The organism is Salinibacterium sp. NG22, assembly GCF_015864925.1.
Lineage (GTDB): Bacteria > Actinomycetota > Actinomycetes > Actinomycetales > Microbacteriaceae > Rhodoglobus.
Map to the genome: position 1 here is coordinate 1,784,166 of NZ_JADYWG010000001.1, position 23,451 is coordinate 1,807,616.

Here is a 23,451-nt window from a genome sequence, read left to right on the forward strand (position 1 = left end):
GAACCTTCGACTAATCAACACCCAATCAATAGATAGGCACGGTAATTAGACATGAGCATTGACCTCACCGGACGACGCGCACTCGTAACAGGCGCAGGAGCAGGAATCGGCGCGGCCATCGCGAAAGCACTGGCGGCAGCAGGAGCTGACGTCGTGGTGCACTACGCGAACAGCGAAGCGGGAGCCACCGCCGTCAAGGAAGAGATCGAAGCGGGCGGGCATCGTGCGCTCGCTGTGCAGGCTGACCTCACCGACTCGGCGCAGGCAACAAAGTTGGTGGATGCCGCAGTCGAGTTCCTTGGTGGCCTCGACATCCTCGTCAACAACGCCGGTCACTTGGTGGGTCGCGCCACAATCACCGAGACCACGGATGAGCGCTGGAATGAAGTCATGGATGTGAACATTGCGAGCACCTTCTTCACGACTCGCCAGGCCCTCCCCGCCCTCGCTGAGTCGGAGCACGGCCGCATCATCACGATGGCATCTCTCGCTGCCGAAAACGGTGGTGGTGCTGGATCGGTTGTCTACGCAACCTCGAAGGCTGCCGTTGTCGGTTTCACGCGTGCTCTCGCCAAGGAGATCGCCGGCAAGAAAATCACCGTCAACGCTGTTGCTCCTGGATTCATCGGCGAGACCGCCTTCCACGAGACCTTCACTCCGGGCGAAGCCCAGAAGAACATCGTGGCGGGCATCCCGCTCGGTCGGGCTGGCACCGCCGGTGACGTTGCTGACGTTGCTCTGTTCCTGGCATCCGACCTCTCGTCGTATGTCACCGGCCAAGTTGTCGACATCAACGGAGGCCTCAACTTCCGATGAGTTCAGTTCCGCAGCAGCCGGGCGGGTGGTGGCATGACTATGTCTGCCCCACTCACGGCGTCGAGTTGGGTGCCCGTGAGGGTAACGAGTTTTTGTGCAGTTACGGCTGTCGCCTCACCGGCGACAAGATCGAAGCGGCCTGGCTCGCGCTTGAACATCAAGCCCTGGCTCGGGTCGCCCGGGTTGCTGCGCGACGGTACGCGCTGCACGGTGACGTCGCCGATCGTGAGCGTGCTGTCGAGCTCGTGCTCGATTACGCCGCACTGTACGACCAGATTTCGGCCGGCGGCTGGAGCGAACGCAGTGAATCGTGGATGCTGCGCGGCAAGCTTTTTGCCCAAGCACTCTCTGAGGCGCAGTGGGCCGTTGGCTTCGCGGATGCGATCATCACGCTCGGCCCGATCCCTGAACTTCAAGAGTCGGCAACCCTCAACCGCACTCTCGAGGGGCTCGCTGACACGCTGGCCGAGTCGCGCCGCATCCTCGTCGAAGACCGCAACGACCAGCGCAGCAACTACACCGCGTGGTTGGATGCCGCCGCTCGGCTCATCGCGTTAGCCCGCGAGTCGCTGGGTGGCGAGCCTGTTGCCGCACACTTCGCGACCGCGATCGTGGATCACCTGCAGCTTGCGGTGCGTTCCGACGGCTGGGAGTGGGAGGCATCCACCTACTATCACGTGTTCGTTTTGCGGGCGTATCTTCTGGGCTTGCATGGGCTCGACCCGCAGCAGGTTGCGACTGAGGTTGTTGACACGTTGCGCCGAATGATCGACGTGCTCGTGTCGATTGCCGCCCCTGATGGATTTTTGCCCGCGCTGCACGACGGCCCCTACGACCGGGTCGCCATGCACCGCGAAGTGCTGGAGATTTGCGCCCTGGGCGCTCAGTTCTTCAGCGATACCGGCCTCGCGACTGTGCAGTCGTGGGTCGTCGAAAGACTTGGTGCTGACCATGACGGTCTCGAGTGGATGCTCGATGGCTGGTTCGGGGGAGCACCGCTTGACCGCGCACCGGTGGTGGTCGGTTCGCGAGCATTCGAGGATGCCGGGTATGTCGTGTTGCGTGATTCACGCAATCGCATGGTCGGCATCCTCGATGCTGGACCGCACGGCGGAGCCCATGGTCACTTCGACAAGCTCGCGCTCTATCTCTATGGGGATGGCCTGCGTTGGCAGCCAGCCCCGGCAGTTCCTCCGTACGGGCACGCACTGCGTCATTCCTATTACGCGCGCACGATCGCGCATCCGACGGTGCGCGTTGACGGCGCCGACCAGGTCGAATCGACCGCCGAAATCAGCGCGTGGGATGCTGCAACTTCCCGCGTCACGGCCGTGACGACGACCGCGATCGAGGGCGTGCGCTTGAGCCGCACGGTGCAGCTCTCCGACGGATTGCTGGTGGATGTCGTGCACGTCACGTGCGACGACGGCGCACCGCACACGATTGCGCTTGGCCTTCGCCCTGCCGTCGATTTCAGCGTCAGAGTTGTCGGCGACTCGTGGCGTTCGACATGGGGTGCTGGTGCGGGAGCGACTGGTTCGCCCGCGGGCGCGCACGCTAAAACTCGCGAGCAGACTCTGCCGGCCTTGAACGGCTGGCACTGGGCCTCCGGCGAAAGCACACTCGACCTGCATGCGGGTCGCGGACCCTCCGACGATCCGAGCCGGCTCCAAGAAATCGGCGACTGGGTGACGACGGCTCCGGCCGCGACTTTCGTGAGCGTTTACAGCTTCGATCCCGACGCCACCATCGACTCCATTGAGACCCATATTTCCGATACCTCTGTGGTGATTGAGATCGCCACCGCTGACCACGACACTTCCCGAATAGAGGTAGCACTGTGACCACCCCCATGCTGATTGGTAGCCGCGAAGCTGAGCTGCGGAGCGCACTTGACGGCCCCTTGAGCGCGCAATTCCGTCGCCTGCTTGAGGAGTGTGAGCGCGCGAAGGGGATGGAACTTCCGCAGGAACACCCGCTGGCATCCATCACTTATTTCGGGCCAGGTTCGGCGAACCTCGCGCTCGCCTACCGCCTCACCGGTCAGGAGGCATACCTCGAAGAGTTGCGTCGCTGGTTGGCGCCGCCGCTGTCGTTTCCGCACTGGGGCAAGGCAAACCTGCCCGACCACGACCTCGATGCCGGCTGGATTCTGCACGGCCTCTCGCTCGCGTACTCGTGGGCTGGTGACGCGCTGCGTCCCGAAGAGAAGCAGGCGCTGGAAGACAAACTGCTACTGCAGGGCCAGCGCATGTACGAGTTCGCTGTCGAAAAAGAGGGCGGATGGTGGTCGTCGTCGTACTGGCAGAACCACAACTGGATTTGCTACGCCGGCCTCGCCACCGCCGGGTACGCGCTGCAAGAGAAGTACCCCGAAGCGAAAGCCTGGACCGAGCGCGCGAAAGACAACTTCGCCCTCGTTCTCGACTCGCTTCCCGACGACGGTTCCAACAACGAGGGTGTCGTCTACTGGCGTTACGGAGTGCCATGGATCGCAAGCTACCTCGACGTACTTCGCGATCAAGAGGGCCTCGACTGGTTCAACCGCGGCACCTACTTGAAGGAAACGTTCTGGTACCGCCTCTACCAGGCGGCTCCCGACCTGGAGCGGATTGTCGATCACGGTGACTGCCACGACCGCCGCAGCGGGCATCCGGTCGCCCTGTATTACAAGCTGGCTGCCGAATACCGCATTCCGCAGGCGCAGTGGTTGGCCAACAAGGTGTCAACCGAGTTCTACTGGCGCGAAGCTTACGAGAGTGGCGTGCGTCCGGGCGTTCGCCCCGAGGCCTACCAAGAGCTGCTGTGGTTCGACCCCAGCGTCGAGGCTGCTGGCCCCGAAACTCTCCCGCCGAGCAAGTACTTCGAAGACCTTGGCCTTGTTGTTGGTCGCACGTCGTGGAACGAGCAGGCGGCACTCGTGTCGTTCAAGGCATCACCCGGTGGCGGCCACAAGGCCTGGAATCAGTCGCACCGTCAGCGCGAGCAGAACGGCTGGGTCACGCTGAACGCGGGACACCACCACCCCGACTCGGGCAGCTTTGTGTTCCTCGGCCACGGCTCGTACCTCGCAATCGACGAAGGGTATTCGTCGCGCAAGCTCACCGAGCACCACAACTCGATCCTCATCGACGGCAACGGTTTCGTGAACGAAGACCGGTATCACGTGTTCGAAGAGCTGGCTGAGGAGTTCACGGCCGAGATCTTGACGACCACGATTAAGGACGGCTGGACGCACGCCGTCAGCGAGTCATCCGCCATGTATGACCGAGACCTCAGAGTCACTCGAGTGCGCCGCCATCTCGTGCTCACGCCCGGGGGAAACCTCGTGATCGCGGATGACCTCGCCGCCGACGAACCCCGCACCTGGACCTGGCTGCTGCAAACCGACAACGCTCCGGTCGCCGTCAGTGACAAGCGGTGGCGAGCGGATGCCGGACACGGTGTCATGCCGATCGCTGCGCTCGATGACAACCCCACCAGCGAAATCGTCGAAACGTTCGTGCACGCCAACCCCACGTCATCCACGCCGAGCTTGGCGATCAGCAAGAAGCAGCACACGCTCAAGCGGCTGAGTGAGCCGACCATGAGCGCTCGGTTCGTAACTGTGCTTGAGTCGCGCAACTGGGATGACACCGCACCCGCGACCATCCGCTACGACGTCGCAGCGGGCGGAGTGCGTGTGGAGATCGAGCGCGACGGAGTGACCGAAACCGTATCGTTGGGCTTTGATGGCGACGCTCCCACGTTGGGCGCCACCGCTGTCATTGGCGAAGGATTCCAAGGAAGCACGAACGCGCGACGATGAGCCAGCAGAAGAGAACCAAGCGCCGCACGCCGCGGTGGGAGCGCAGCATGCTGACCGCGCTCACGTACCCGGGCAACATCTTTCTGGGTTCGCTTGCGGTGCTGGTTCTCTCGCTCGGCATCATCACGGTGCTTCCTGCAGCGATCTCTCTTGCGCGAGCGTTCGCTCGCTGGATTGTCGATAACGACGACAAGGTCTTCACGAACACCTTCCGGGAGTTTCGCGATACGTGGCGCCGCACGCTCGGCCTCGGCATCATTGCGACCGTGGTGCTCGCGATCATGGTCGGCGATGGCGTGTTCCTGGCGTACCAACTTGCCCAGGGCGGCGGCTCGATTGCGCTGATGCTGAGCGCCGCCGTCATCCCGGTGGCTGCCGGCGTGTGCGTGTTGTTCGTCTCCACGACCGCTGCCGCGACCCTCAGCCCGGACGCGGATGCTCGCACCTGGGTTCGGGAGGGATTCCTGTTGATGCTGCAGCATCCACGTCGCGCACTCTTCGTTTCGTTCACGGTTGCGGTGACTCTCGTGGTGTCGATTCTGCTTCCGACGATCGCGCCTTTCGCTGCAATCGCGCTGCCGGTCTACGTGGGCGTGCGGGCGTGGGGCCCGAAGCCTCCCGTCAACGACGAACAGGTTTAGGGGAGTGGCGAAACGCCCGCCGATCTCGTTTGCGCTGAAGGTTCTCTATGGCGACACCTTCACGATGGCCGTCGGTTTTTACATGCTCGTGCCGCTGCTGGCGTATCACTTTCTGCAAGATCTGACCCTCACGATCGCGGTCGTCGCAGCCCTCACGGCACTCCGTACGGCAGCCCAAAACGGGATGATGCCGATCGCCGGGTGGGTTGCTGACCGCATCAACTTTCGCCGCGCCATCCTGATCGGGGTATTGGTTCGGGCGCTGGGCTTCGCGATGCTCGGCACTGTCGAGTCGATTCCGCTGCTAGTAGTGGCATCGATCTTTACCGGCCTAGGCGGCGCGCTTTTTCACCCGGCGAGCTATTCGGCCTATGCCGCTCTCACGACCGGCGCCGACCGGGTGCGGGTGTATTCGACTCGCGAAGTCGTCAGCAACGTCGGCTTCATTGTTGGCCCCATCATCGGCGGGTTCCTTGCCGGTGCCGACTTTGCTTTCGTGAGTTTGTCGGCGGCGGCGATGTTCGTGATCGCGTTCATCATCAGCGCCTTCGGATTGCCGCACCCGAGCGACGAAGAGCGGGCCCGCACGCCTCCGCGCTTGAGAGTGGCCTTCGCAGATGCCGCATTCCTGCGTTACTGCGCGCTCGTCGCGGGTACCGCGGTGCTCATCGCGCAGTTCTATCTCGTGATCCCGTTCCGGGCTGCCGAGTTCACCTCGGGGCCCTCCGACCTCGGCTTCATCTATTCGGGGGCCGCCGTGGTCATGGTGATCACGATGCTGCCGCTCACGGGTGCGGCCAATCGTTTCCTGCCCGACCGCATCACTCTCGCCGGCGCAACCGCATGCTTGGGCGTAGGCGTCGGGCTCATGGGGCTGTCAACGAATCTGGTCGGGATGCTCGTCGGCGTCGCCGTGTTCATCGTCGGCCAAATGTTGGTGCAGCCTGTGCTCAACGCGACAGTGTCACGCTTCGCCCCCGATGGTTCCGTCGCGAGCTACTTCGGGGTTCAGGGCCTCGCGAACGCGATCGGTGGCGCAGTGGGAAGCGGCTCGGCCGGCGTGATTTACGCGCTCGCCGACTCCGGTGAGCCCGGAGCCGAATGGGTGTGGCTGACGTATCCCGCGTGGGCGATCCTCGTCGCCATCATGTTCGTGATCTTTGGGCCGCGGCAGGCTTCAGGCTCGGCAGACTCTAAGCCGAGCGCACCAAGATAGGGAAGATGGAGCCGACACCACCCCGCGAGCAGATCGAAGTCGCGTCAGTCAGAGATTCAACCGCGCCCACCGAGCCATCCCGTGCCAGCCGCATCGGCCGCCGAATTGGGCGCATCGCTCTCGGAGCCTCGCTCGTGTTTGCCGGCATCGGCCATCTCACTTTTGCGCGCGAAGACTTTCAGGCGCAAGTGCCCGATTGGCAACCGTTTGACCAAGACTTTGTGGTCGTGGCCTCCGGAGTCGTCGAGATTGCGCTGGGCAGTGCGCTCATCTTCGCCAAGAAGTACCGCCCCTACGTGGGCTGGGTTGCGGCGGCATTCTTCATCGCGATCTACCCCGGCAACATCTCCCAGCTCGTGAATCAGGTTGACTCACTCGGTCTCGACACTGACCTCAAACGGTGGATTCGGATGCCGTTCCAGCCCGTGCTCGTTCTCTGGGCGCTCTGGTCGACCGGCGCGTGGCGCGCCTGGCGTGCCTATCGCCGCAACGACGGGCGCACCCTCGGCGCGTGATAACTTCTGTGAAAGAGCGGAGTCTCTGAATGAGCAGAGTTGCGGCAGTCGCCCCGGTGGTGCCCGAATATAGCTACACGCAGGCCGAAATGACCGGCATGCTCGCGCCGCTGTTGGCTGAGAATTCCCGCCATCAGGCCGTGATTGAGCGCATGCACGGAGCCAGTGGCATCGACCGTCGCCACATGGCGCTTCCGCTCGAAAGGTATCCCGCACTCGGCAGTTTTCGCGAGACGAACGATGAGTTCATCCGCGTCTCGACCGAGCTGCTTGAGCGAGCGCTGACCACGGCGCTCGCGGATGCCGGCCTCACCCCGAGCGACGTCGACTTCGTCTTCTTCACTTCCGTGACCGGCATCTCGGCGCCGTCGATCGACGCGCTACTAATCCCACGGCTGGGGCTACGACCCGACGTGAAGCGGGTTCCTTCGTTCGGCCTCGGCTGTTTGGCGGGGGCCGCGGGCTTGGCCCGCGTGCATGACTATTTGGTCGGGCATCCGGATGAGGTCGGCGTACTGCTGAGCGTCGAACTGTGCTCGCTCACGCTGCAGCGCGACGACCACAGCATGGCCAACTTTGTCGCCACCGGCCTCTTCGGCGACGGTGCCGCAGCGGTCGTAATGGTGGGGGAGAACCGCAGCGAGCCGGGCCCGCGCGTGATCGACACCCGCAGCACGTTCGTCGCCGACAGTCACGACGTGATCGGCTGGAACGTGGGCGGCACGGGTTTCGAGATCGTGCTGAGCGCGGGCGTGGCCGACGTAATTCAGAACAGCTTCCCGGGCGAAGTCAGCGACTTTCTGGGCCGCAACGGTCTGACGATCGCCGACATCGATACCTGGATTGCGCATCCGGGCGGCCCGCGCGTGCTCGAAGCGTTCGAGAGTTCGCTCGGGCTTGAGCGCAGCGACCTGCAGTCGAGTTGGGATTGCCTCGCTCGCGTCGGCAACCTGTCGTCGGCGGCCGTGCTGCATGTGCTCGCGGATGCTCTGCACGCAGACCCTGCGCCCGCCCCCGGTAGTCACGCTCTCGCTTTCGCGCTCGGCCCGGGCGTGAGCGCCGAGTTCGTTCTCTTGGAGTGGTCGTGATGCGCGGCGTCGCCGGATTTCACGGCTATCGCAACGGCCGAGTTGTGAGCATGAAGGAGCCCCGCGCATGACCGTCATCGCCTACATCGCCCTCATCGTGGGCACCAGCATGGAGCGCCTCTATGAGCTGCGCATCTCCAAGCGCAATGCCGCCGCGGCGTTCGAGCGTGGCGGTCGCGAGTACGGGCAGAAGCATTTTCCGTGGATGGTGGCCCTGCACACCGGGCTGCTGATCGCTTGCGTTGCCGAAGTGATCGTCGCCGATCGCCCCTTCCTGTTGTGGCTCGGAATACCGATGCTCATCGTCACCCTGCTCTGCCAGGCGGCGCGCTACTGGATCATCAGCTCGCTTGGCGCTCAGTGGAACACGCGCGTGATCGTCGTGCCCGGGGCCGGCCGCGTGCAAAACCGCGGACCGTACAAGATGACGTGGCTGCCGCATCCCAACTATCTGGTTGTCGCAATCGAGGGGATCGCGTTGCCGCTCGTGCACACCGCGTGGGTCACCGCGATTGTCTTCACCGTGCTGAATGCGGTGCTGCTGCTGGCGTTCCGCATCCCGACGGAAAACCGGGCACTGCGCGAACTGACGCCATGAGTGCGGCGGGCGAGGATGCGGTTGCTGCACGTGCGGCCGATGATGTGGTGGCAGAGCCGAACGCTGTGCCAGTGGTTGACGTCGTCGTCGTCGGTGGCGGGCCGATCGGTCTCGCCGCCGCCATCAACGCGCGGATCCACGGCCTCACCGCCCTCGTGATCGAACCCCGCACCGGCACGATCGACAAAGCCTGCGGCGAAGGAGTCATGCCCGGTGCCGTCACCGAACTCGCCGCCCTCGGGGTTCACCCGCACGGGCGCAGGATCGCGGGCATCAGCTATCAAGACGGCACCCGCACCGCCGAGCACCGATTCGCTTCGGATGCCGCGCTCGGCGTCCGTCGCACCGAACTGCACCGGGCGCTCACCGAACGCGCGGTCGAGCTCGGAGTCGCGTTCGACCACGGCAAGGTTGAGGCGATCGAGCAGCCTGGCGACAGGGCTCAGATGGATGGCCGGAGCCGCAGTGCGCACCGCGCAGAAAGCGGCCACGGCGGCACGAAGACGCAAGCGAGCGCGAGCGCGGTATCCGCGCACCTCGCTGACGGTCGCACCATCGAGGGGCAGTGGATGCTCGGCTGCGATGGCCTGCACTCCACAGTGCGCGAGCTGGTTGGGCTGGCCGCGCGCCCTCGCCGCGTGAGGCGACGTGATTCTCGGCGGTTCGGCATCCGGCAGCACTTTGAGGTTGCTCCGTGGACTGATCTCGTGGAGGTGCATTGGGCGCCGAATGCCGAGCTGTATGTCACGCCGGTGAGCGATACCGAAGTGGGTATTGCGGTGCTGGGCCCGCGTGGAACGTCGTTCGAGGAGGCGTTGGCAAGTGTGCCGGCGCTCGCCGAGCGACTGCGCGGGGCGACGCCGGCGTCAAGCGTGCGGGGTGCTGGTCCGCTATTGCAGAACACGACCGGGCAGCGCGCAGGCCGAGTGCTGCTCGTGGGCGACGCCGCTGGCTATGTCGATGCGATCACGGGGGAGGGCATCCGCTTAGGGCTGGCGGAGGCGCGCGCCGCAATCGAGTGCATCGTTGCCGGCAAGCCCGAACGGTACGAACGCGAGTGGCGTCGAGTGACCCGCGACTTCCGGCTGCTCACCACCGGGCTCGTGGCGGCCGCGAACTCACCGCTGCGCCGAGCCATCGTGCCGTTCGCCGCGCGACTGCCTGGTGTCTACGGTCGCGTGGTGGAGAGTCTCGCGAGGTAGAGGGCCCGGCGCGGTAGAGGCCGAGACAGCCACAGAGCATCCAGATCACTAATCTGATATTTTCTCTGTAAACCTGCTGAATCGCATTGACGGTCTTCAGGCCGCGACGTACTTTGAGACAAGACCACGTTCCTGCGGCAAAGAAAGAGACAGCGATGTCAATGATGCGCACATCACACCGAACCTCGATCGCGCTCATTGCCGCAGTCGCCGCGGCGACTCTCGCTGGCTGCACGTCCGAGGGTCCTCGAACAATTGCCCAGCCAGACCTTCCTCCGGCAGAAACTGCGCAGCGTGCCGAAGAGCAGGCTGATGCAGCGTTGGAGAGGTTGCAGGAGTTGTATCCCGACGTCGAAGTGCCTGAGGCATCGTTCGTACGTTTTGTCACGATCGAAGAGTTACCGATCGCCCGTGCCGACTGTCTCAGCTCTCACGGATTCGACGTTACGGTCGAGGACGGCGGCATCGGTTGGGAAGAGACTGAAGACTTCGACAAAGAGAAGTTCTATGCGGTGCAGTACCTCTGCGAAATCAAATACCCGCTCGACCCGAAATTCGGTTAGCAGTAGCAGCCTTCGTGCCCGCGCGGGCCGCTACACGCTCGCTCCCCGCTAGCTGGGAAGCAGCAGCGGCAGCAGTTCTTCAGCCTTCGACACCACAGCGAGCGATCCGTCGGATTCGCCCGGGTTGCCGTAACCCCAGTCGACATAAATCGTGGGGATGTTGTGCTCGGCAGCGCCCTCGATGTCGTAGAAGCGGTCACCGATCATGACCGGGTTGCTCACGTCGGCACCGATCATCTTCAGGCGGGTGATGGCCTCGGCCACCACATCCTTCTTGGCGCTACGAATCTCGTCGATCGAGGCGCCGGCCATCACGCGGAAGTACTGCGTGAGGTTCGCATGATCCAGAATCACGGATGCCGGGAATTCGGGCTTCGAGGTCGCCAGCGACAGCGGAATCCCGGTCGCGTGCAGCGTCTTCAGCACCTCGGGAATGCCGGGGAAGATGTCGCTTCCGTTGGCGCTGTTGCCCTCCATGTAATGGCGGCGGTAGATCGAGAGTGCCTGCGCCGCTTCAACGGGCGTGAACCCGGCGCGGTCACGGAACGAGTCCACAATGGGCGGGCCAACGTAGGCGCGCAACTCTTCAGCGGAGGGAACGGGGTAGCCCATTTCCTCAAACATGTAGGCGAGCGACGCCGTGATTCCGGGCGCCGAGTCAGCGATCGTGCCGTCGAGGTCAACGAGAATGCAAGTCCAGTTATTAGCCATTTGTTACCAGCCTAAGGCGCGCGCCTGAATACTAGAACAATCGCATGTTGGGGTCGTCGAGCCCGCGCATTTCGTCGTAGTCCAACAGCACACAGCGGATGCCGCGGTCCTTCGCGAGCGTACGTGCCTGTGGCTTGATTTCCTGGGCGGCAAAGATGCCCGTGACGGGAGCCAGCAGCGGGTCACGGTTCATCAGCTCGAGGTACCGCGTCAACTGCTCGACGCCGTCGATGTCGCCACGACGCTTGAGCTCCACCGCAACGCTCGCGCCCTTCTCGTCGGTCGCAAGAATGTCGACCGGCCCAATGGCGGTCATGTATTCGCGGCGCACGAGACGGTAGCCGTCGCCCAAAATGTCGATGTGCTCGGCCAGCAACTTCTGCAGGTGAGCCTCGACACCATCCTTTTGCAGTCCGGGGTCGACGCCTAGCGCGTGGCTTGAATCGTGCAGGATTTCGTGAATAGAGACGATGAGCATGTCAGCCGACTTGGTGTGGGCGACTTTCCAGATCTCGGTGACTCCGGCATCCGACTGCTCGGCTTCGGGTTCAAGGGTGGAAAGCACGCAGGGCGGGCTCATCCAGTTGAGCGGCTTGTACGAGAGCGCATCGGAGTGCACGAGCACACTGCCGTCGGCCTTCAGCAACAGCAGTCGCGTCGCGAGGGGCAGGTGGGCACTGAGGCGTCCGGCGTAATCAACGGAGCATTTGGCTATGACAAGTCGCACCCGATGAGCCTAACGGTGTGCGGCAGGCAGTTGCTATTTGCTGCCGCGCTATTTGCCGGGGCGCTTGCGCTTGAACTTGCCGAGACCCCGCCGCGCGTTCTCCCGCTGCGCTTCTTCGATCTGCTCGGGAGTGATGACGAAGTGCATTTCGGTCGTCGCCATACTGACGGCAGCGGATGTTGGACCCGGCGAAGAGAAGTCGATGTAGGTGTACGCGTGGCGGCCTGCCAACTCGCGGGCGTACGGCGAAAGCAGCCCGGAAATAATCGCGAGAACGACGATGAGTAGCAGCGCGTTCAGCACGCCGACTTGGTCGCTCAGCACACCAATCATGGGCGGTCCGATGAGGGTCGAAGCGTACGCAATCGTCGCGACGGCGGTGACTCTGGCGGTGGCGCGCTTGGGGTCGTCGGCGGCGGCCGAGATTCCCACGGGGAATCCGAGCGCAGCACCTGCGCCCCACAGCGCGGTGCCCACAACCGCGAGCCAGACAACGGGCGAGAAAATGACGAGCAGCAGGCCGGCAGCGGCTAGGCCAGCGGATGTCCGCAGCACGGGAACGCGACCGAAGCGGTCGAGGGCGCGAACTCCGAAGAAGCGGGTCGCGGTCATTGCTGTCACGAAGACACCGAAAATCAGGGTGCCGAAGGCGTTGGAGATTTCGTAGCCATCAACCATGGCGAGAGCGAGCCAGTCGATTGCGGAGCCTTCAGCAAATGCCATCCCGAGCACGATGATGCCGATCAGGATGGTGCGTGGTTCGAGCCAGACGCTCTTGAGCTTCGGCGCGGTCAGCTCTCCCGCGGCGATCTTCATCTCGACGGTGTTGGGCGGGGGATCCGCCAGGCGCTCCGGAAGGATGAACGCGGAAACGACCAGTGCGGTGATCAGCACGATGATCGACACCACGATCAGGTGGGTGGCGAGAGGAACGTGCAGCGCTTCCGCCGCTGCGCCAAACCCAGCGCCCGCCATCGTCCCGAGACTGTAGAACCCGTGGAGCGTTGGCATGCTCGAGCGACCGAGCAGCCGTTCGTTGGCGGTGCCCGACAGGTTGATGGCAACGTCGTACGTGCTGAAGGCCAAGCCGAACACGGCGAGCGAGATCACCGCGCCGAAGAAGCTTCCGACGAGCCCGATGATGATCGCGGTGGCCGCTAGTGACGCGACAAACAGCACGACGCACGCGCGCACGACGATCTTTGCGCCGAATCGTTCGACCAACTTGCCCGCGACGACAAGCCCCAGAAGGGAACCGATGGCGAGCCCAAACAGCAGCACGCCGATTTCGGAGTGACTGGCATCGAAGGTGTCGCGAACGGTCGGGATGCGACCTACCCAACTGGCAAAGGAGAAGCCAGCGAGGGCGAAGAGGGTTGCAATCGCGTTGCGCCACGAAAGCACTTGGTGGGTGGTGAGGCCGTGGGGAAGAGATGGTGGTGTGGCGGCCGAGTCAGAGGCTGTCATCACTTAAGTGTAGGGCTATCCACTGGTCTCAGATTCGCAGCGAATCCTTGTAAAGAACGCTCTAGGCTGGGGTGCATGAGTGTCGAATCGTCATTGCCTTCCGGAATTGCCGTCAACGATCTTGATGAGAAGGTGCGCCCTCAAGACGATCTCTTCCGCCATGTGAATGGTGCCTGGATTGACCGCACCGAGATTCCGTCGGACAAGGCGCGCTATGGCTCCTTCATGGTGCTGGCCGAAGAGTCGGAAGCCGCTGTGCGCGACATCATCATTGAGTCGCAGTCGGCTGAGCCGGGCACTGAAGCGCGCAAGGTCGGCGACCTCTATGCAAGCTTCCTTGATGAGGCCCGTGCCGACGAGCTCGGGGCTACCCCCATCGCACCGCAGCTTGCCGACGTAGCCGCTGTCGATTCCATCCCCACTCTTCTCAGCACTCTCGGTCGCCTCGAACGCGGCGGCACGAGTGGCTTCTTCCAACTCTTCGTCGACAACGACCCCGGCAACCCCGAGCGCTACCTCGTCTTCCTCGAGCAGGGCGGCCTCGGCCTTCCCGACGAGTCGTACTACCGCGAAGAAAAGTTCGCCGAAATTCTCGCCAAGTACGAAACCTTTATTGAGCGGATGCTCACGCTCGCCGGTCTCGATGCCCCGGCTGAGCGTGCCGGCCGCATCGTCGCCCTCGAAACCGAGATCGCGTCGAAGCACTGGGACAACGTCGCCAACCGCGACAGCGAAAAGACCTACAACCCGATGACGTGGCACGCCGCCAACGACCTCACGGGTTCTGTCGACCTGAACGTGTGGCTCGACGCCATCGATGTTCCCGCCCACTCCTTTGACGAGGTTGTTGTGCGCCAGCCCAGCTTCGCCGAAGGGCTCGAGGCGGTGCTGAGTGACGACCACCTGCAGGCGTGGCGTGACTGGTTGTCGTGGCAGGTCATCCGCAACAACGCCGCCTACCTGTCGGGTGATTTTGTGGAGGCCAACTTCGACTTCTACGGTCGCACGCTGTCGGGCACTCCCCAGCTTCGTGCCCGCTGGAAGCGCGGCGTCTCGCTGGTCGAGGGTGTGCTTGGCGAAGCCGTGGGCAAGATTTACGTTGACCGCCACTTCCCGCCGACGGCCAAGGCGGCGATGGATGTACTCGTCGCTAACCTCGTTGAGGCCTACCGTCAGTCGATTACTCAGTTGCAGTGGATGAGCCCAACCACGCGCGAGCGTGCTCTCAACAAGCTCGACAAGTTCACGCCCAAGATCGGGTTCCCCGAAAAGTGGCGCGACTATTCCACGCTTGAGATCAGCGCGGATGACCTCGCCGGCAACGTGCGTGCGGCCAACGAATTCGAGTTCCAGCGTGAACTCGGCAAGATCGGCAAAGAGCTCGACCGCGACGAGTGGTTCATGACGCCGCAAACCATCAACGCCTATTACAACCCCGGCTTCAACGAGATCGTCTTCCCCGCCGCCATCCTGCAGTACCCCTTCTTTGACGAGGGTCGGGATGACGCCGCCAACTATGCCGCGATCGGTGCGGTAATCGGTCACGAAATTGGTCACGGCTTCGACGATCAGGGGTCCAAATACGACGGCGACGGTCGCCTCATTGACTGGTGGACTCCCGAAGATAAGGCCGCGTTCGAAGAGCGCACGAAGTCGCTCATCGACCAGTACGACGCTCTGGCTCCGGCTCAGGTTCCCGAGCACCACGTCAATGGGTCACTCACGATTGGCGAGAACATCGGCGACCTCGGTGGGCTCGCGATTGCGTGGAAGGCCTACCAAATCTCTCTCGACGGAGCTGACGCACCCGTCATCGACGGTCTCACCGGTGCGCAGCGATTCTTCATGTCCTGGGCGCAAGCGTGGCAGCAAAAGGGTCGCGATGAAGAGGTAATTCGCTTGCTCGCGATCGATCCTCACTCGCCGAACGAGTTCCGATGCAACCAAATTGTTCGCAATCTTGACGCGTTCTATGAGACATTTAGTGTTACGAAATCCGATTCGTTGTGGCTGGACCCGAAAGATCGCGTCACTATTTGGTAGAGATCGAGCAAACCCGAGAACGCCGGAATCGCATTCGCACCCCCCGAGTTGCGAAGCATGCCGGAACTGGAGAAGTACCCAACTTCACCAGTACCTTTGCCGCGCTTGGAAAACTGAAACTTGCCGATCGCAGCGTGCGCGTATCCGCCAGTGCGGTCGACATCAACACGGGCAAGACGATCCTCAGCATCGACGATCGGGTAGAGCTTCCTACGGCCAGCATCGGCAAGATCCTGTTGCTCATCGAAGTAGCGGCACGATTCGATAGTCGCGACTTTGCGCCCTACGGCATCCTCGACAAAGTTCCCGGAGCCTCCGTCGGCGCCGCCGGGCTATGGCAGCACTTGCAGGCACCATCGCTTCCGGTGGCGGACTTGGCGGCCCTCGTCGGGGCGACCAGCGACAACCTCGCGACCAACATCCTGCTGCGCCTCATTGGGTTGGATGCTGTGCGAGCCCGCACCGAATCCCTCGGCCTCACCAAGACAGCACTTCTCGACCTCGTGCGTGACACCCGCGGTCCCGACGATGCACCCCAGCTTTCCGTCGGCTCCGCCATCGAACTCAGCTGGCTATTCGGCGCCCTCGCCCGTGGCGAAATTGTGAACTCGATCGCCAGCCAGCGCGTGCTCGGTTGGCTCTCGCTCAACACCGATCTGTCGCTCGTGGCGAGTGCGTTCGGGCTTGATCCCCTGGCTCACCGGGGAGCAGACCACAACACACTGCTGGTCAACAAGACCGGAATCGACCAGGGGGTGCGAGCGGAAGCGGGCGCCCTCAGAGGCAACAAGCGCGCGGTCGCGTATGCGGCATCCATTCAATTTGATGACGCCAACCTTCGTTCACGCTTGCGCGTGATTGAAGCGATGCGCACCTTCGGCCTCGACCTGCTGGAGTACGTGCACTAAGGCGCGCCCCGCGGCTAGCGACTGAATCGTGCCTTCAGTCGAGAGAAGATTCCCTCTTTCGAGGCTTCCGGCTCAGGCATCCGAATCACATCTGCGGTCGTATCGACGGTGTGCGTCAACAGACCCATCAGTTCAAAAGTGGAGACCAGACGACGCGCTTCGTCTTCGGGAACATGCGCGAGTGACGCGAGTTCGGTGATCGTGAGGTAGGCGGCGCCGAGCATTGCGGTCATGCTCATCTGATCGGTCGTGTGCGTGAGCGTGGTGAGGTTTGGCCAGCGACGCAGCTTGAAGCGAGCACCCGAAAGGCTCAACGGATCGAATGACTCGGGCTGAGCCTGCGTGCCAATGAGCCAAATCAGGGGTTCCCAGTCGCGGCCGGCCTCGCTGTGGTGAATCGCGAGCGGGCGAGCGACGGTCTCCACATCACCATCGGTGTTTGTTGCAGAGAGTCTTTCGAGAGGTTGGGCCCACCAGTAGACGCCGCCGCGGGGGTCAATGACCAGGGTGGGGGCGTCGGCGAAGCGGAGTTCCACGAGCGGTTCCGCAGCGGAATGAACGGCTTCGGTGATGGCGCGGTTCAGCGCGTTCCACGTAGCTGCGGGCAGAGCGATATCAACACTGCTAGCGGGACCGGTGCGGCGCTTGCCGGCTGCAGACGCACCGGAGGCGGCATCCGCTCGAGTGTTGTCGTCGTCTATCGGGGTGACGTTGAGAATGTGTGCCGTGGCGCGCGTCGGCTCGTCAGCAGGTGAAGCAGCAGCGGCGACCGTCGATGAGGCTGTGACCGGGATAGGGGCGGTGGCCGTCGCCGTAGTTGTCGTGCCGCCCATTGCGGGCATTGCCGAGGCCATGGAGGCACTCGCGTTCGCATGATCGCGGGCGCTCTTGCGGGCGGCCGGGTGAATGATGAGCACCTCGGGGTCCGCGGCGGTGGCGGGAGCGCTGACGTTGAACTGTTCTTCAGCGATCGTGTCGTTTAGTGGTGTTGGCGAGCTGTCGAGGGCCGAAACGTGCTCGGTCCAAGACGCGGAATCCCACCAGCGAAGTTGCAGAGCGCCAAGCGGGTCGCGGTACCACCCAGCGGGGATACTGGTGCCGTCGGTCATGATGTTTCTTTCTGAGCAGTAAAGCCTGCTGTGGCGGTCATCGAATGACCGCCACAGCGAGTGGATTCTTAGAGGCCGAGGCTGGAGTCGGCGGTCTTGACGTTGATACGTGCAAGCGCGAGGTTCGACTTCGCCTTGTCGAGTACGAAGTAGATGAAGACCTCGGGGTTCGATGCCAACGGGCGGATGATGTGGTACTGGCTCGAGAGCGTGATGAGGATGTCATCGATGGAGTCCTTGAGGCCGAGAGCCTTCATGGTCTTGAGCTTCGCGCGCACAACCTCGGTGTTTCCGGCTGCTGCTGCGTCGAGGTCGATGCCGCTTCCGGCGCTTCCGAGCAGCATGCCCGATCCGCTGTCGACTACTGCGGCAGCCATAGCGCCATCGGTCTCGAGAAGAGCGGCGAGGGTTTCAGTGATGTTTGACATTGTGTTCTCCGTTTAGGTGTCGGGTTGGTGTTACTTCGATGTGATGCTGGTTAAGCAATGAGTTCGGCCATGCGACGCGCGGCGATGCGAGCGATCGAGAGGCCTTTGCCCAAAGTTTCATGAGTATCGAACAGCGCAGCGAGCACGATGGGGTGCCCTTGAACGCGCAGTTGGATGACGTGGCCGAGTTCGGATGCGATGATCACGTACTCGTTGGTGCCGATTTTCAGTTCGTGGGCGACAGCATCGCTGAGTGCTTGCACTGAGCTGGACATGCTGGCGAAGCGTCCGCCATCCGTATGGGTTCCATTGAGGTGAACGATCTCGAAGCCGTCATCGGTGAGCAGCGAGGCAAAGGTGAGTGAGCTCGCGAGATCCTGCATTTCGGCGAGGGTGCGGTTGCCGGCATCGATGTGGACGGGGTTCAGGTGCGACGCAATAGCGGCGACGGGCGTAGGGGTGAGGTTCATTAGATGTTCTCGGAAATCGGTGTCGGGGCAGGTGCAAGGAGTTCACGCATTTCGACGCTGGCAACGAGGGTGAGCAACAGGGTGCGCATCTCTTCGGCATTGCGAGGGTCGACGGTGAACACGGGAATCAGCTGGTCGGGAGACGCAGCGGTAAGTGCGGCCGAGTAGTCGGCAACACTGGGTGTTTCGGAAACATCAGACTTCGTGACACCGATGACGACTGCGCCGCGGGAGTGAAGGTCACGGAAGTCGTTGAGGTATTCGAGAAGCAACGCGACAGAGTCGGGCGCATCATTGTTGATCAGCAGCAGTAGACCACGTGCGCGGCCCGCCAAAATTGACCACATGAAATCGAAGCGCTTTTGCCCCGGAACTCCGTAGAGGCGAACCTTCGTGACATCGTCGATGGTGATCTCGCCGTAGTCAAGCGCCACCGTAGTGGTCTCTTTATCCGCTGTCTCGCGATCCGTGTTGGTAGCCTCGGTCGACACCACATCGATTTCGCTCAGACTGCGAATAGCGGTCGTCTTGCCGGAGCCCATGGGGCCAGCAAACAAAACGACGTGCTCAGACATAGATCTCTTTCGGTTGGTTAGTGGTTCGGAGCGAACGCCTCATCAGATGGGCGTGAAAAATGTGCGAAACGATCGATCATCGTTTGTGGCGTTAATAGAATCGGCGCTGCCCAAAATCTTCACGAGTCCCCACTCGGGGGACGTGAAAACAGAACCCGCAGAAAACTGCACCAGAACGTTCTGTCTGTCCCCTAGTCTGGGTGTTCATTTTCCGCGGAAATTGGGGGAATTCGCAGACTAAGGCGGGGGAGCGGGAGCCTTAACCGTGCGGGTGTGCAGCCCATTCGCGATCGAGAATTGCGTAAATGCCGGTGTCGGCCCACGCGCCCTTGAACCACATATCTTCTACGTGGTGCGCTTCATGCCGCATGCCAAGCGCGAGACACAAGCGAACGGAATCGTCGTTTCGGGGATCCAGATTGGCGAAAACTCGGTGCAGCTTCAGGGTATCGAAAGCGAGATCGAGCAGAGCGGATGCCGCCTCCCGGGCATAGCCCTTGCCCTGAAAATCGGGATGCAGTGCCCAGCCGATCTCAGCGTTCGAATCCTCAGCGCTCTCGATCTTGAAATACAGGGTGCCGATTATCACCGGGCGGCGCTCGCGGTGGTGAGCTGAGCGCACCGCACCCGCAGCAACGGGAGGAACAGCATCCGGAAGCTCAATGGCCAGCTGCACGTAATCGTCAGTCTCCGCGAGCACTTCGCTGGCCGTCCACTCGGTGATCTTCTCGATTATCGTGGCGCGGTCGCGGGGCTCGTAGAGCATGTAGGTGGTGAGCTCGGGGTCTGACTGCTGGGTGTGCAGGTCATCGATATCGTGCTCGCTGAGAGTGAGACGGCGCAGCACGAGGCGCTCGGTGTGGAGGGGCGCTGTTGACTCATACGGTTTCATGCGAGCCCCTCATCGTTGTGGGTGGTGCCGAAGGCCAGTATCGCGACCCGTGATTACGCCGTGTGCGGTCGCGCCTGGGCGTCGCTTGCCCGTGCCGTGCGTTCGACCGGGATGTTGTAGAGCGCTGAGAGGGCAGCATCAAACTCTGCGACGCGGCCTTCCGCCGCGAACTCGCGGGCGCGCACCGAAGGGCCGTGCAGCAAGACGCCACCGAGGTGACGCAGCGCCGAGATGGTTTCGTCGCCGGCTCCGCGAGCAGTGGCGCGAGCAATTTCCGCCTCAAGGAGGGCGAAGTGGTGCTTGCGAAGAGCAACGATGGCTGGCTCCGCCTGGCTTTCGGCAGCGAATTCGTGGGCGGCCGTGCGAACCAGGTCGCGAGCATCCGCGTGCGCGTTCAGTTCTTCGAGCGGTGCGTGCAGGCTAATGGTTTCGAGGTCGAGCAGGTCAACGCCGTCGAGCTGGCCAACCGCGGGGTCAACATTGCGGGGGAGACCAAGGTCGAGCACGAGGCACTTGCTGGCGGCCGAGAAGCGCTCGGTGCCGAGCACGGCGCTTGCGGTACACGTGACGATGACGTCAACGTCGAAGTCTTCGCTGGGGGTGAGGCCGTGCTTGAGGGCGAAGGCGGCGTCGCGGCCCGAGGGGGAGAAGACGCGAAGGTCGAGTGCGCCTTTGTCGCGCAGGGCGTTGACGGTCGTGACGGCGTAGCGGCCGGTGCCCACGACGAGAACGCTCGCGGTCGACCAGTCGGCGACGCGGCTTGAGGCCAGTTCGAGAGCGAGGCGCACGAGGGACTTGCCTGCCCCGCCGATGGCCGTGTTGTTCTTGATGCCACGACTCGTGTGAGTGGCGCGCTGAAAGAGGCGCTCGAGGTCGCGAGTGGTCGTACCGTCTTTGCGTGCCTGATCGAGCGCGCGGCTGACCTGACCTGAGATCTCGGCTTCACCGATCACGACGGATTCAAGACCCGAGGTCACCGCAAAGAGGTGAGCTGCGGCATCCGCCCCCTCATGAACGGCGATGGAGGAATGGAGCGTGTCGATGCTGAGGCCGGTGCGCTCGCTCAGTGATTCGAGCAGCGAGCAGACCGTAATGGCCGTGGCGGCAGTGAGCGGTTCCTCGACATCGAGGTAGGCCTCGAAGCGGTTGCAGGTGGCAACCAGAACGGCTCCGGCAACGAAATCATTGTGCGAAACGAGGTCGACGGTGGCCGCCGGGGCGACCTCAGACAGACTTTCGAGTACGTCTAAGCTCGCGTTGCGATGATTCGAGCTAAGACACAGGAGCACAACCTAATGTTAACCCCGTGACTTTGAATTCTGACCACCCACTTCTCGACGGCCGCACAGCTAACTCGCCTATCATCCGGGCCTACCGCGGCGATCGCCCCGAAACCACTCCCGTCTGGTTTATGCGCCAGGCCGGCCGCTCCCTTCCCGAGTACCGCAAACTGCGCGAAGGCAACGAAATGTTGGAGGCGTGCCTCACGCCCGACCTCGCGAGCGAAATCACGATGCAGCCCGTGCGTCGCCACAATGTCGACGCCGCTATTTTCTTCAGCGACATCGTGATCCCCGCCAAGCTTGCCGGCGTTGAGGTCGAGATTGTTCCCGGTCGTGGCCCCGTGTTCGCTAACCCCATTCGTACGGCGGCGGATGTCGCCAAGCTGCACCCGATCGACCCGGCTGCGTTTGCCCCCATCCGCGAGGCTGTCGCGCAAACCGTTGCTCAGCTCGGAACCACCCCGCTGATCGGTTTCGCTGGAGCACCATTCACTCTCGCGTCGTACATGGTTGAGGGTGGCCCGAGCAAAGACCAGCAGCGTGCTCGCACACTCATGTATTCCGACCCGCAGACCTGGGCGAACTTGCTCAACTGGTGTGCGGATGTCGCTGGCGAATTCTTGATCGCCCAGGTTGAGGCTGGCGCCTCTGCCGTTCAGCTGTTCGACTCCTGGGTCGGCTCGCTCTCCGAGCAGCAGTACGTGCGCCGGGTTGCCCCGCACTCCAAGCGCGTTCTTTCGCACTTGCGCGGTTACGAGGTTCCGAAGGTTCACTTCGGTGTCGGCAGCGGCGAAGTGTTGCAGGCCATGCACGGCATTGGCGCCGACGTGATGGGTGTTGACTGGCGCATCCCGCTCGATGAGGCTGATCGTCGCCTCGGTGGCGGAGTGCCACTGCAGGGCAACATCGACCCCGCGCTGCTTGGCGCACCGTGGCATGTGCTCGAAGCGCACGTGCGCGACGTCATGAACCGTGGCCGCGTTGCCCCAGCCCACGTCGTGAATCTCGGCCACGGTGTTGGCCCCGACACCGATCCGGATGTGCTCACCAAGATCGTGGAGCTCGTTCACCAGGAAGGTTAGTGCCGTGAGCACGACAGAATTCACCGTCGTTGGCGGGGGCATTGCCGGACTCGTTGTGGCGCGCCGTCTCGCTATGGCGGGACGGACCGTGCGTCTCATGGAGGCAAGCGATCATCTGGGCGGCACCGTGGCATCCCACCTTGTCGGCGGTATCAATCTGGATGCCGGAGCCGAAAGCTTCGCCACCCGCGGCGATACTGTTGCCGACCTCGCTCGCGAGCTGGGTCTTGGCGACGACATCGTTTCACCGAGCGACGAAGGTGCTTGGCTGCAGCCCGTGGATGGCGCGGCCCTCCCGTTGCCCAGCACCGGCATCTTGGGCATTCCGGCGACACCGCTCGACGCGCAGACGATCGCAGTTCTGGGCATGGGCGGCGCTCTGCGTGCGCAACTCGATTCTTTGATTCCGTGGTTCGGAAAGCGCACTGACGTGTCGCTCGGAGCACTCGTTCGTCGCCGCATGGGCAAGGCCGTTGTCGAGAAACTGGTCGCCCCTGTCGTGCACGGCGTGTACTCGCTGCACCCCGACGATCTTCCGCTCGACCGTGTTGCAACGCTCAAGGAACGCCTCGCCCTCCACGGGTCGCTGGCGGCAGCGGTGCGTTCGATGCGCAGCGCGATGCCGGCCGGAACCGCGGTTCAGGGCATCCGGGGTGGCATCAATCGACTCGTCACTGAGTTGGCCGCCGACCTGAAGACCTACGGCGTGATTGTTGAGCTCGACCGGCGCATTGAGAGTGCCGACGAGCTCGCCGACCTTGACGGCACCGTCATTGTGGCCGCTCCCGGCATCCTCGCCCCGGTTCGTGGCCGCACCGTCACGCTCGCAACCCTCGTGCTTGATGCGCCCGCGTTGGATGCCGAACCCCGCGGTTCAGGAGTGCTCGTCGCCCCCGGCTGCACCGCCGTTTCCGCTCGCGCGCTCACCCATGCGACGGCGAAATGGCAGTGGCTGAAAGAGCAGGCGGATGGCCGCCACGTTGTGCGCCTCTCGTACAACGAGGTGCCGGGCGGAGAGTTTGCCGACGTCGCTCGTCGCGATGCCGAAGTGCTGCTCGGGGTCTCGCTACCGCCAGAGTCGGTCATCGATTTTGCTCGTCGCGAATGGGTTCGCCCGGCCGCGCTCGCCGCCGCTGAGCGCACGGATGGCGTAGTCGTTGTCGGCGAAACCGTCGGCGGAACCGGGCTGGCTGGCATCGTCACGCACGCCAACGCCACGGCCGATCGCCTGCTGGCGCTCGCCGCCGAGGAGCCCGCCGCCGAAGCAGCCACCGAGCCCGCCGCCGAGGCAGCCGAAGAGATAGAATAG

At 63.2% G+C, this 23,451-nt stretch carries 23 protein-coding genes; 14 read left to right on the top strand and 9 right to left on the bottom strand.

Annotated elements, in window-relative coordinates; all coding sequences use genetic code 11:
* The first annotated feature begins 51 nt into the window (after positions 1-51).
* The 10 genes from I6E81_RS08695 (at position 52) to I6E81_RS08740 (ending at position 10,447) form a co-directional block, all read left to right on the top strand.
* Entirely contained in the window at positions 52-816 is a 765-nt protein-coding gene (locus tag I6E81_RS08695; RefSeq protein ID WP_197106917.1) for an SDR family NAD(P)-dependent oxidoreductase, read from the top strand.
* On the top strand, positions 813-2,660 hold the full coding sequence (locus tag I6E81_RS08700; RefSeq protein WP_197106918.1) for a heparinase II/III family protein: 1,848 nt from the start codon (positions 813-815) through the stop codon (positions 2,658-2,660). The genes I6E81_RS08695 and I6E81_RS08700 overlap by 4 nt, the downstream gene beginning before the upstream one ends.
* Complete coding sequence (locus tag I6E81_RS08705; RefSeq protein ID WP_307784131.1) at positions 2,657-4,624, top strand: DUF4962 domain-containing protein; 1,968 nt, start codon at positions 2,657-2,659, stop codon at positions 4,622-4,624. The genes I6E81_RS08700 and I6E81_RS08705 overlap by 4 nt, the downstream gene beginning before the upstream one ends.
* Entirely contained in the window at positions 4,621-5,265 is a 645-nt protein-coding gene (locus tag I6E81_RS08710) for a DUF624 domain-containing protein (RefSeq protein ID WP_197106919.1), read from the top strand. The genes I6E81_RS08705 and I6E81_RS08710 overlap by 4 nt, the downstream gene beginning before the upstream one ends.
* A gap of 4 nt (positions 5,266-5,269) precedes the next feature.
* Positions 5,270-6,481, top strand: coding sequence for an MFS transporter (locus I6E81_RS08715; protein ID WP_197106920.1), 1,212 nt, complete (start codon positions 5,270-5,272; stop codon positions 6,479-6,481).
* Between the two features lie 5 nt (positions 6,482-6,486).
* Complete coding sequence (locus tag I6E81_RS08720; RefSeq protein WP_231603897.1) at positions 6,487-6,996, top strand: DoxX family membrane protein; 510 nt, start codon at positions 6,487-6,489, stop codon at positions 6,994-6,996.
* A gap of 29 nt (positions 6,997-7,025) precedes the next feature.
* Positions 7,026-8,084: a type III polyketide synthase gene (locus I6E81_RS08725; protein ID WP_197106921.1), complete on the top strand. Its 1,059-nt coding sequence runs from the start codon at positions 7,026-7,028 to the stop codon at positions 8,082-8,084.
* A gap of 67 nt (positions 8,085-8,151) precedes the next feature.
* Positions 8,152-8,682, top strand: a complete 531-nt coding sequence (locus I6E81_RS08730) for an isoprenylcysteine carboxyl methyltransferase family protein (protein ID WP_197106922.1) — start codon at positions 8,152-8,154, stop codon at positions 8,680-8,682.
* Positions 8,679-9,884, top strand: a complete 1,206-nt coding sequence (locus tag I6E81_RS08735) for an NAD(P)/FAD-dependent oxidoreductase (RefSeq protein ID WP_197106923.1) — start codon at positions 8,679-8,681, stop codon at positions 9,882-9,884. The genes I6E81_RS08730 and I6E81_RS08735 overlap by 4 nt, the downstream gene beginning before the upstream one ends.
* Positions 9,885-10,039: 155 nt before the next feature.
* Positions 10,040-10,447: a hypothetical protein gene (locus tag I6E81_RS08740; protein WP_197106924.1), complete on the top strand. Its 408-nt coding sequence runs from the start codon at positions 10,040-10,042 to the stop codon at positions 10,445-10,447.
* Positions 10,448-10,495: 48 nt separating this feature from the next.
* Here I6E81_RS08740 and I6E81_RS08745 read toward each other — a convergent pair whose 3' ends face one another.
* Genes I6E81_RS08745 through I6E81_RS08755 form a run of 3 tightly spaced genes read right to left on the bottom strand, consistent with a single transcriptional unit; the run spans position 10,496 to position 13,352 of the window.
* Positions 10,496-11,158 (bottom strand): HAD hydrolase-like protein, encoded by a 663-nt coding sequence (locus I6E81_RS08745; protein WP_197106925.1) that lies wholly within the window; start codon positions 11,156-11,158, stop codon positions 10,496-10,498.
* Between the two features lie 31 nt (positions 11,159-11,189).
* On the bottom strand, positions 11,190-11,885 hold the full coding sequence (gene nucS, locus I6E81_RS08750; protein ID WP_197106926.1) for an endonuclease NucS: 696 nt from the start codon (positions 11,883-11,885) through the stop codon (positions 11,190-11,192).
* Positions 11,886-11,933: 48 nt separating this feature from the next.
* Positions 11,934-13,352, bottom strand: coding sequence for an MFS transporter (locus tag I6E81_RS08755; RefSeq protein WP_197106927.1), 1,419 nt, complete (start codon positions 13,350-13,352; stop codon positions 11,934-11,936).
* Positions 13,353-13,427: 75 nt separating this feature from the next.
* Between I6E81_RS08755 and I6E81_RS08760 the strand changes: the two genes are divergently transcribed.
* The gene (locus I6E81_RS08760) at positions 13,428-15,395 is read left to right on the top strand and encodes a M13 family metallopeptidase (protein ID WP_197106928.1); all 1,968 of its coding nucleotides are present in this window, start codon (positions 13,428-13,430) and stop codon (positions 15,393-15,395) included.
* A 134-nt stretch (positions 15,396-15,529) separates the two neighbouring features.
* The gene (locus tag I6E81_RS08765) at positions 15,530-16,303 is read left to right on the top strand and encodes a serine hydrolase (protein ID WP_307783743.1); all 774 of its coding nucleotides are present in this window, start codon (positions 15,530-15,532) and stop codon (positions 16,301-16,303) included.
* 14 nt (positions 16,304-16,317) lie between these two features.
* On the opposite strand, the gene I6E81_RS08770 is transcribed toward I6E81_RS08765, so the two are convergent.
* The 6 genes from I6E81_RS08770 to I6E81_RS08795 form a co-directional block, all read right to left on the bottom strand.
* A complete protein-coding gene (locus I6E81_RS08770) occupies positions 16,318-17,412 on the bottom strand; it encodes a DUF2510 domain-containing protein (RefSeq protein WP_197106930.1) in 1,095 nt (364 codons plus the stop codon).
* Positions 17,413-17,480: 68 nt separating this feature from the next.
* Entirely contained in the window at positions 17,481-17,840 is a 360-nt protein-coding gene (locus tag I6E81_RS08775) for a hypothetical protein (protein ID WP_197106931.1), read from the bottom strand.
* A gap of 50 nt (positions 17,841-17,890) precedes the next feature.
* Positions 17,891-18,310, bottom strand: a complete 420-nt coding sequence (locus tag I6E81_RS08780) for a roadblock/LC7 domain-containing protein (RefSeq protein WP_197106932.1) — start codon at positions 18,308-18,310, stop codon at positions 17,891-17,893.
* The gene (locus I6E81_RS08785) at positions 18,310-18,885 is read right to left on the bottom strand and encodes an ATP/GTP-binding protein (RefSeq protein ID WP_197106933.1); all 576 of its coding nucleotides are present in this window, start codon (positions 18,883-18,885) and stop codon (positions 18,310-18,312) included. Before I6E81_RS08785 ends, I6E81_RS08780 begins: the two co-directional genes overlap by 1 nt.
* A gap of 259 nt (positions 18,886-19,144) precedes the next feature.
* Entirely contained in the window at positions 19,145-19,777 is a 633-nt protein-coding gene (locus I6E81_RS08790; protein ID WP_197106934.1) for a GNAT family N-acetyltransferase, read from the bottom strand.
* A 53-nt stretch (positions 19,778-19,830) separates the two neighbouring features.
* The gene (locus tag I6E81_RS08795; RefSeq protein ID WP_197106935.1) at positions 19,831-21,066 is read right to left on the bottom strand and encodes a glutamyl-tRNA reductase; all 1,236 of its coding nucleotides are present in this window, start codon (positions 21,064-21,066) and stop codon (positions 19,831-19,833) included.
* Positions 21,067-21,083: 17 nt separating this feature from the next.
* Here I6E81_RS08795 and hemE point away from each other — a divergent pair, with 17 nt between their 5' ends.
* Both hemE and I6E81_RS08805 read left to right on the top strand, forming a co-directional pair.
* Positions 21,084-22,142, top strand: a complete 1,059-nt coding sequence (gene hemE, locus I6E81_RS08800; RefSeq protein WP_197106936.1) for a uroporphyrinogen decarboxylase — start codon at positions 21,084-21,086, stop codon at positions 22,140-22,142.
* A gap of 4 nt (positions 22,143-22,146) precedes the next feature.
* Positions 22,147-23,451, top strand: a complete 1,305-nt coding sequence (locus I6E81_RS08805; protein ID WP_197106937.1) for an NAD(P)/FAD-dependent oxidoreductase — start codon at positions 22,147-22,149, stop codon at positions 23,449-23,451.

What these genes read in the sequence shown, in the direction of transcription:
- I6E81_RS08780 (WP_197106932.1), bottom strand. Translation starts at nt 18,310, where the DNA reads ATGAACCTCACCCCTACGCCCGTCGCCGCTATTGCGTCGCACCTGAAC.
- I6E81_RS08745 (WP_197106925.1), bottom strand. Translation starts at nt 11,158, where the DNA reads ATGGCTAATAACTGGACTTGCATTCTCGTTGACCTCGACGGCACGATC.
- I6E81_RS08760 (WP_197106928.1), top strand. Translation starts at nt 13,428, where the DNA reads ATGAGTGTCGAATCGTCATTGCCTTCCGGAATTGCCGTCAACGATCTT.
- I6E81_RS08790 (WP_197106934.1), bottom strand. Translation starts at nt 19,777, where the DNA reads ATGAAACCGTATGAGTCAACAGCGCCCCTCCACACCGAGCGCCTCGTG.
- I6E81_RS08725 (WP_197106921.1), top strand. Translation starts at nt 7,026, where the DNA reads ATGAGCAGAGTTGCGGCAGTCGCCCCGGTGGTGCCCGAATATAGCTAC.
- I6E81_RS08770 (WP_197106930.1), bottom strand. Translation starts at nt 17,412, where the DNA reads ATGACCGACGGCACCAGTATCCCCGCTGGGTGGTACCGCGACCCGCTT.
- I6E81_RS08785 (WP_197106933.1), bottom strand. Translation starts at nt 18,885, where the DNA reads ATGTCTGAGCACGTCGTTTTGTTTGCTGGCCCCATGGGCTCCGGCAAG.
- I6E81_RS08735 (WP_197106923.1), top strand. Translation starts at nt 8,679, where the DNA reads ATGAGTGCGGCGGGCGAGGATGCGGTTGCTGCACGTGCGGCCGATGAT.
- I6E81_RS08730 (WP_197106922.1), top strand. Translation starts at nt 8,152, where the DNA reads ATGACCGTCATCGCCTACATCGCCCTCATCGTGGGCACCAGCATGGAG.
- I6E81_RS08695 (WP_197106917.1), top strand. Translation starts at nt 52, where the DNA reads ATGAGCATTGACCTCACCGGACGACGCGCACTCGTAACAGGCGCAGGA.
- I6E81_RS08720 (WP_231603897.1), top strand. Translation starts at nt 6,487, where the DNA reads ATGGAGCCGACACCACCCCGCGAGCAGATCGAAGTCGCGTCAGTCAGA.
- I6E81_RS08755 (WP_197106927.1), bottom strand. Translation starts at nt 13,352, where the DNA reads ATGACAGCCTCTGACTCGGCCGCCACACCACCATCTCTTCCCCACGGC.
- I6E81_RS08775 (WP_197106931.1), bottom strand. Translation starts at nt 17,840, where the DNA reads ATGTCAAACATCACTGAAACCCTCGCCGCTCTTCTCGAGACCGATGGC.
- I6E81_RS08740 (WP_197106924.1), top strand. Translation starts at nt 10,040, where the DNA reads ATGTCAATGATGCGCACATCACACCGAACCTCGATCGCGCTCATTGCC.
- I6E81_RS08710 (WP_197106919.1), top strand. Translation starts at nt 4,621, where the DNA reads ATGAGCCAGCAGAAGAGAACCAAGCGCCGCACGCCGCGGTGGGAGCGC.
- I6E81_RS08700 (WP_197106918.1), top strand. Translation starts at nt 813, where the DNA reads ATGAGTTCAGTTCCGCAGCAGCCGGGCGGGTGGTGGCATGACTATGTC.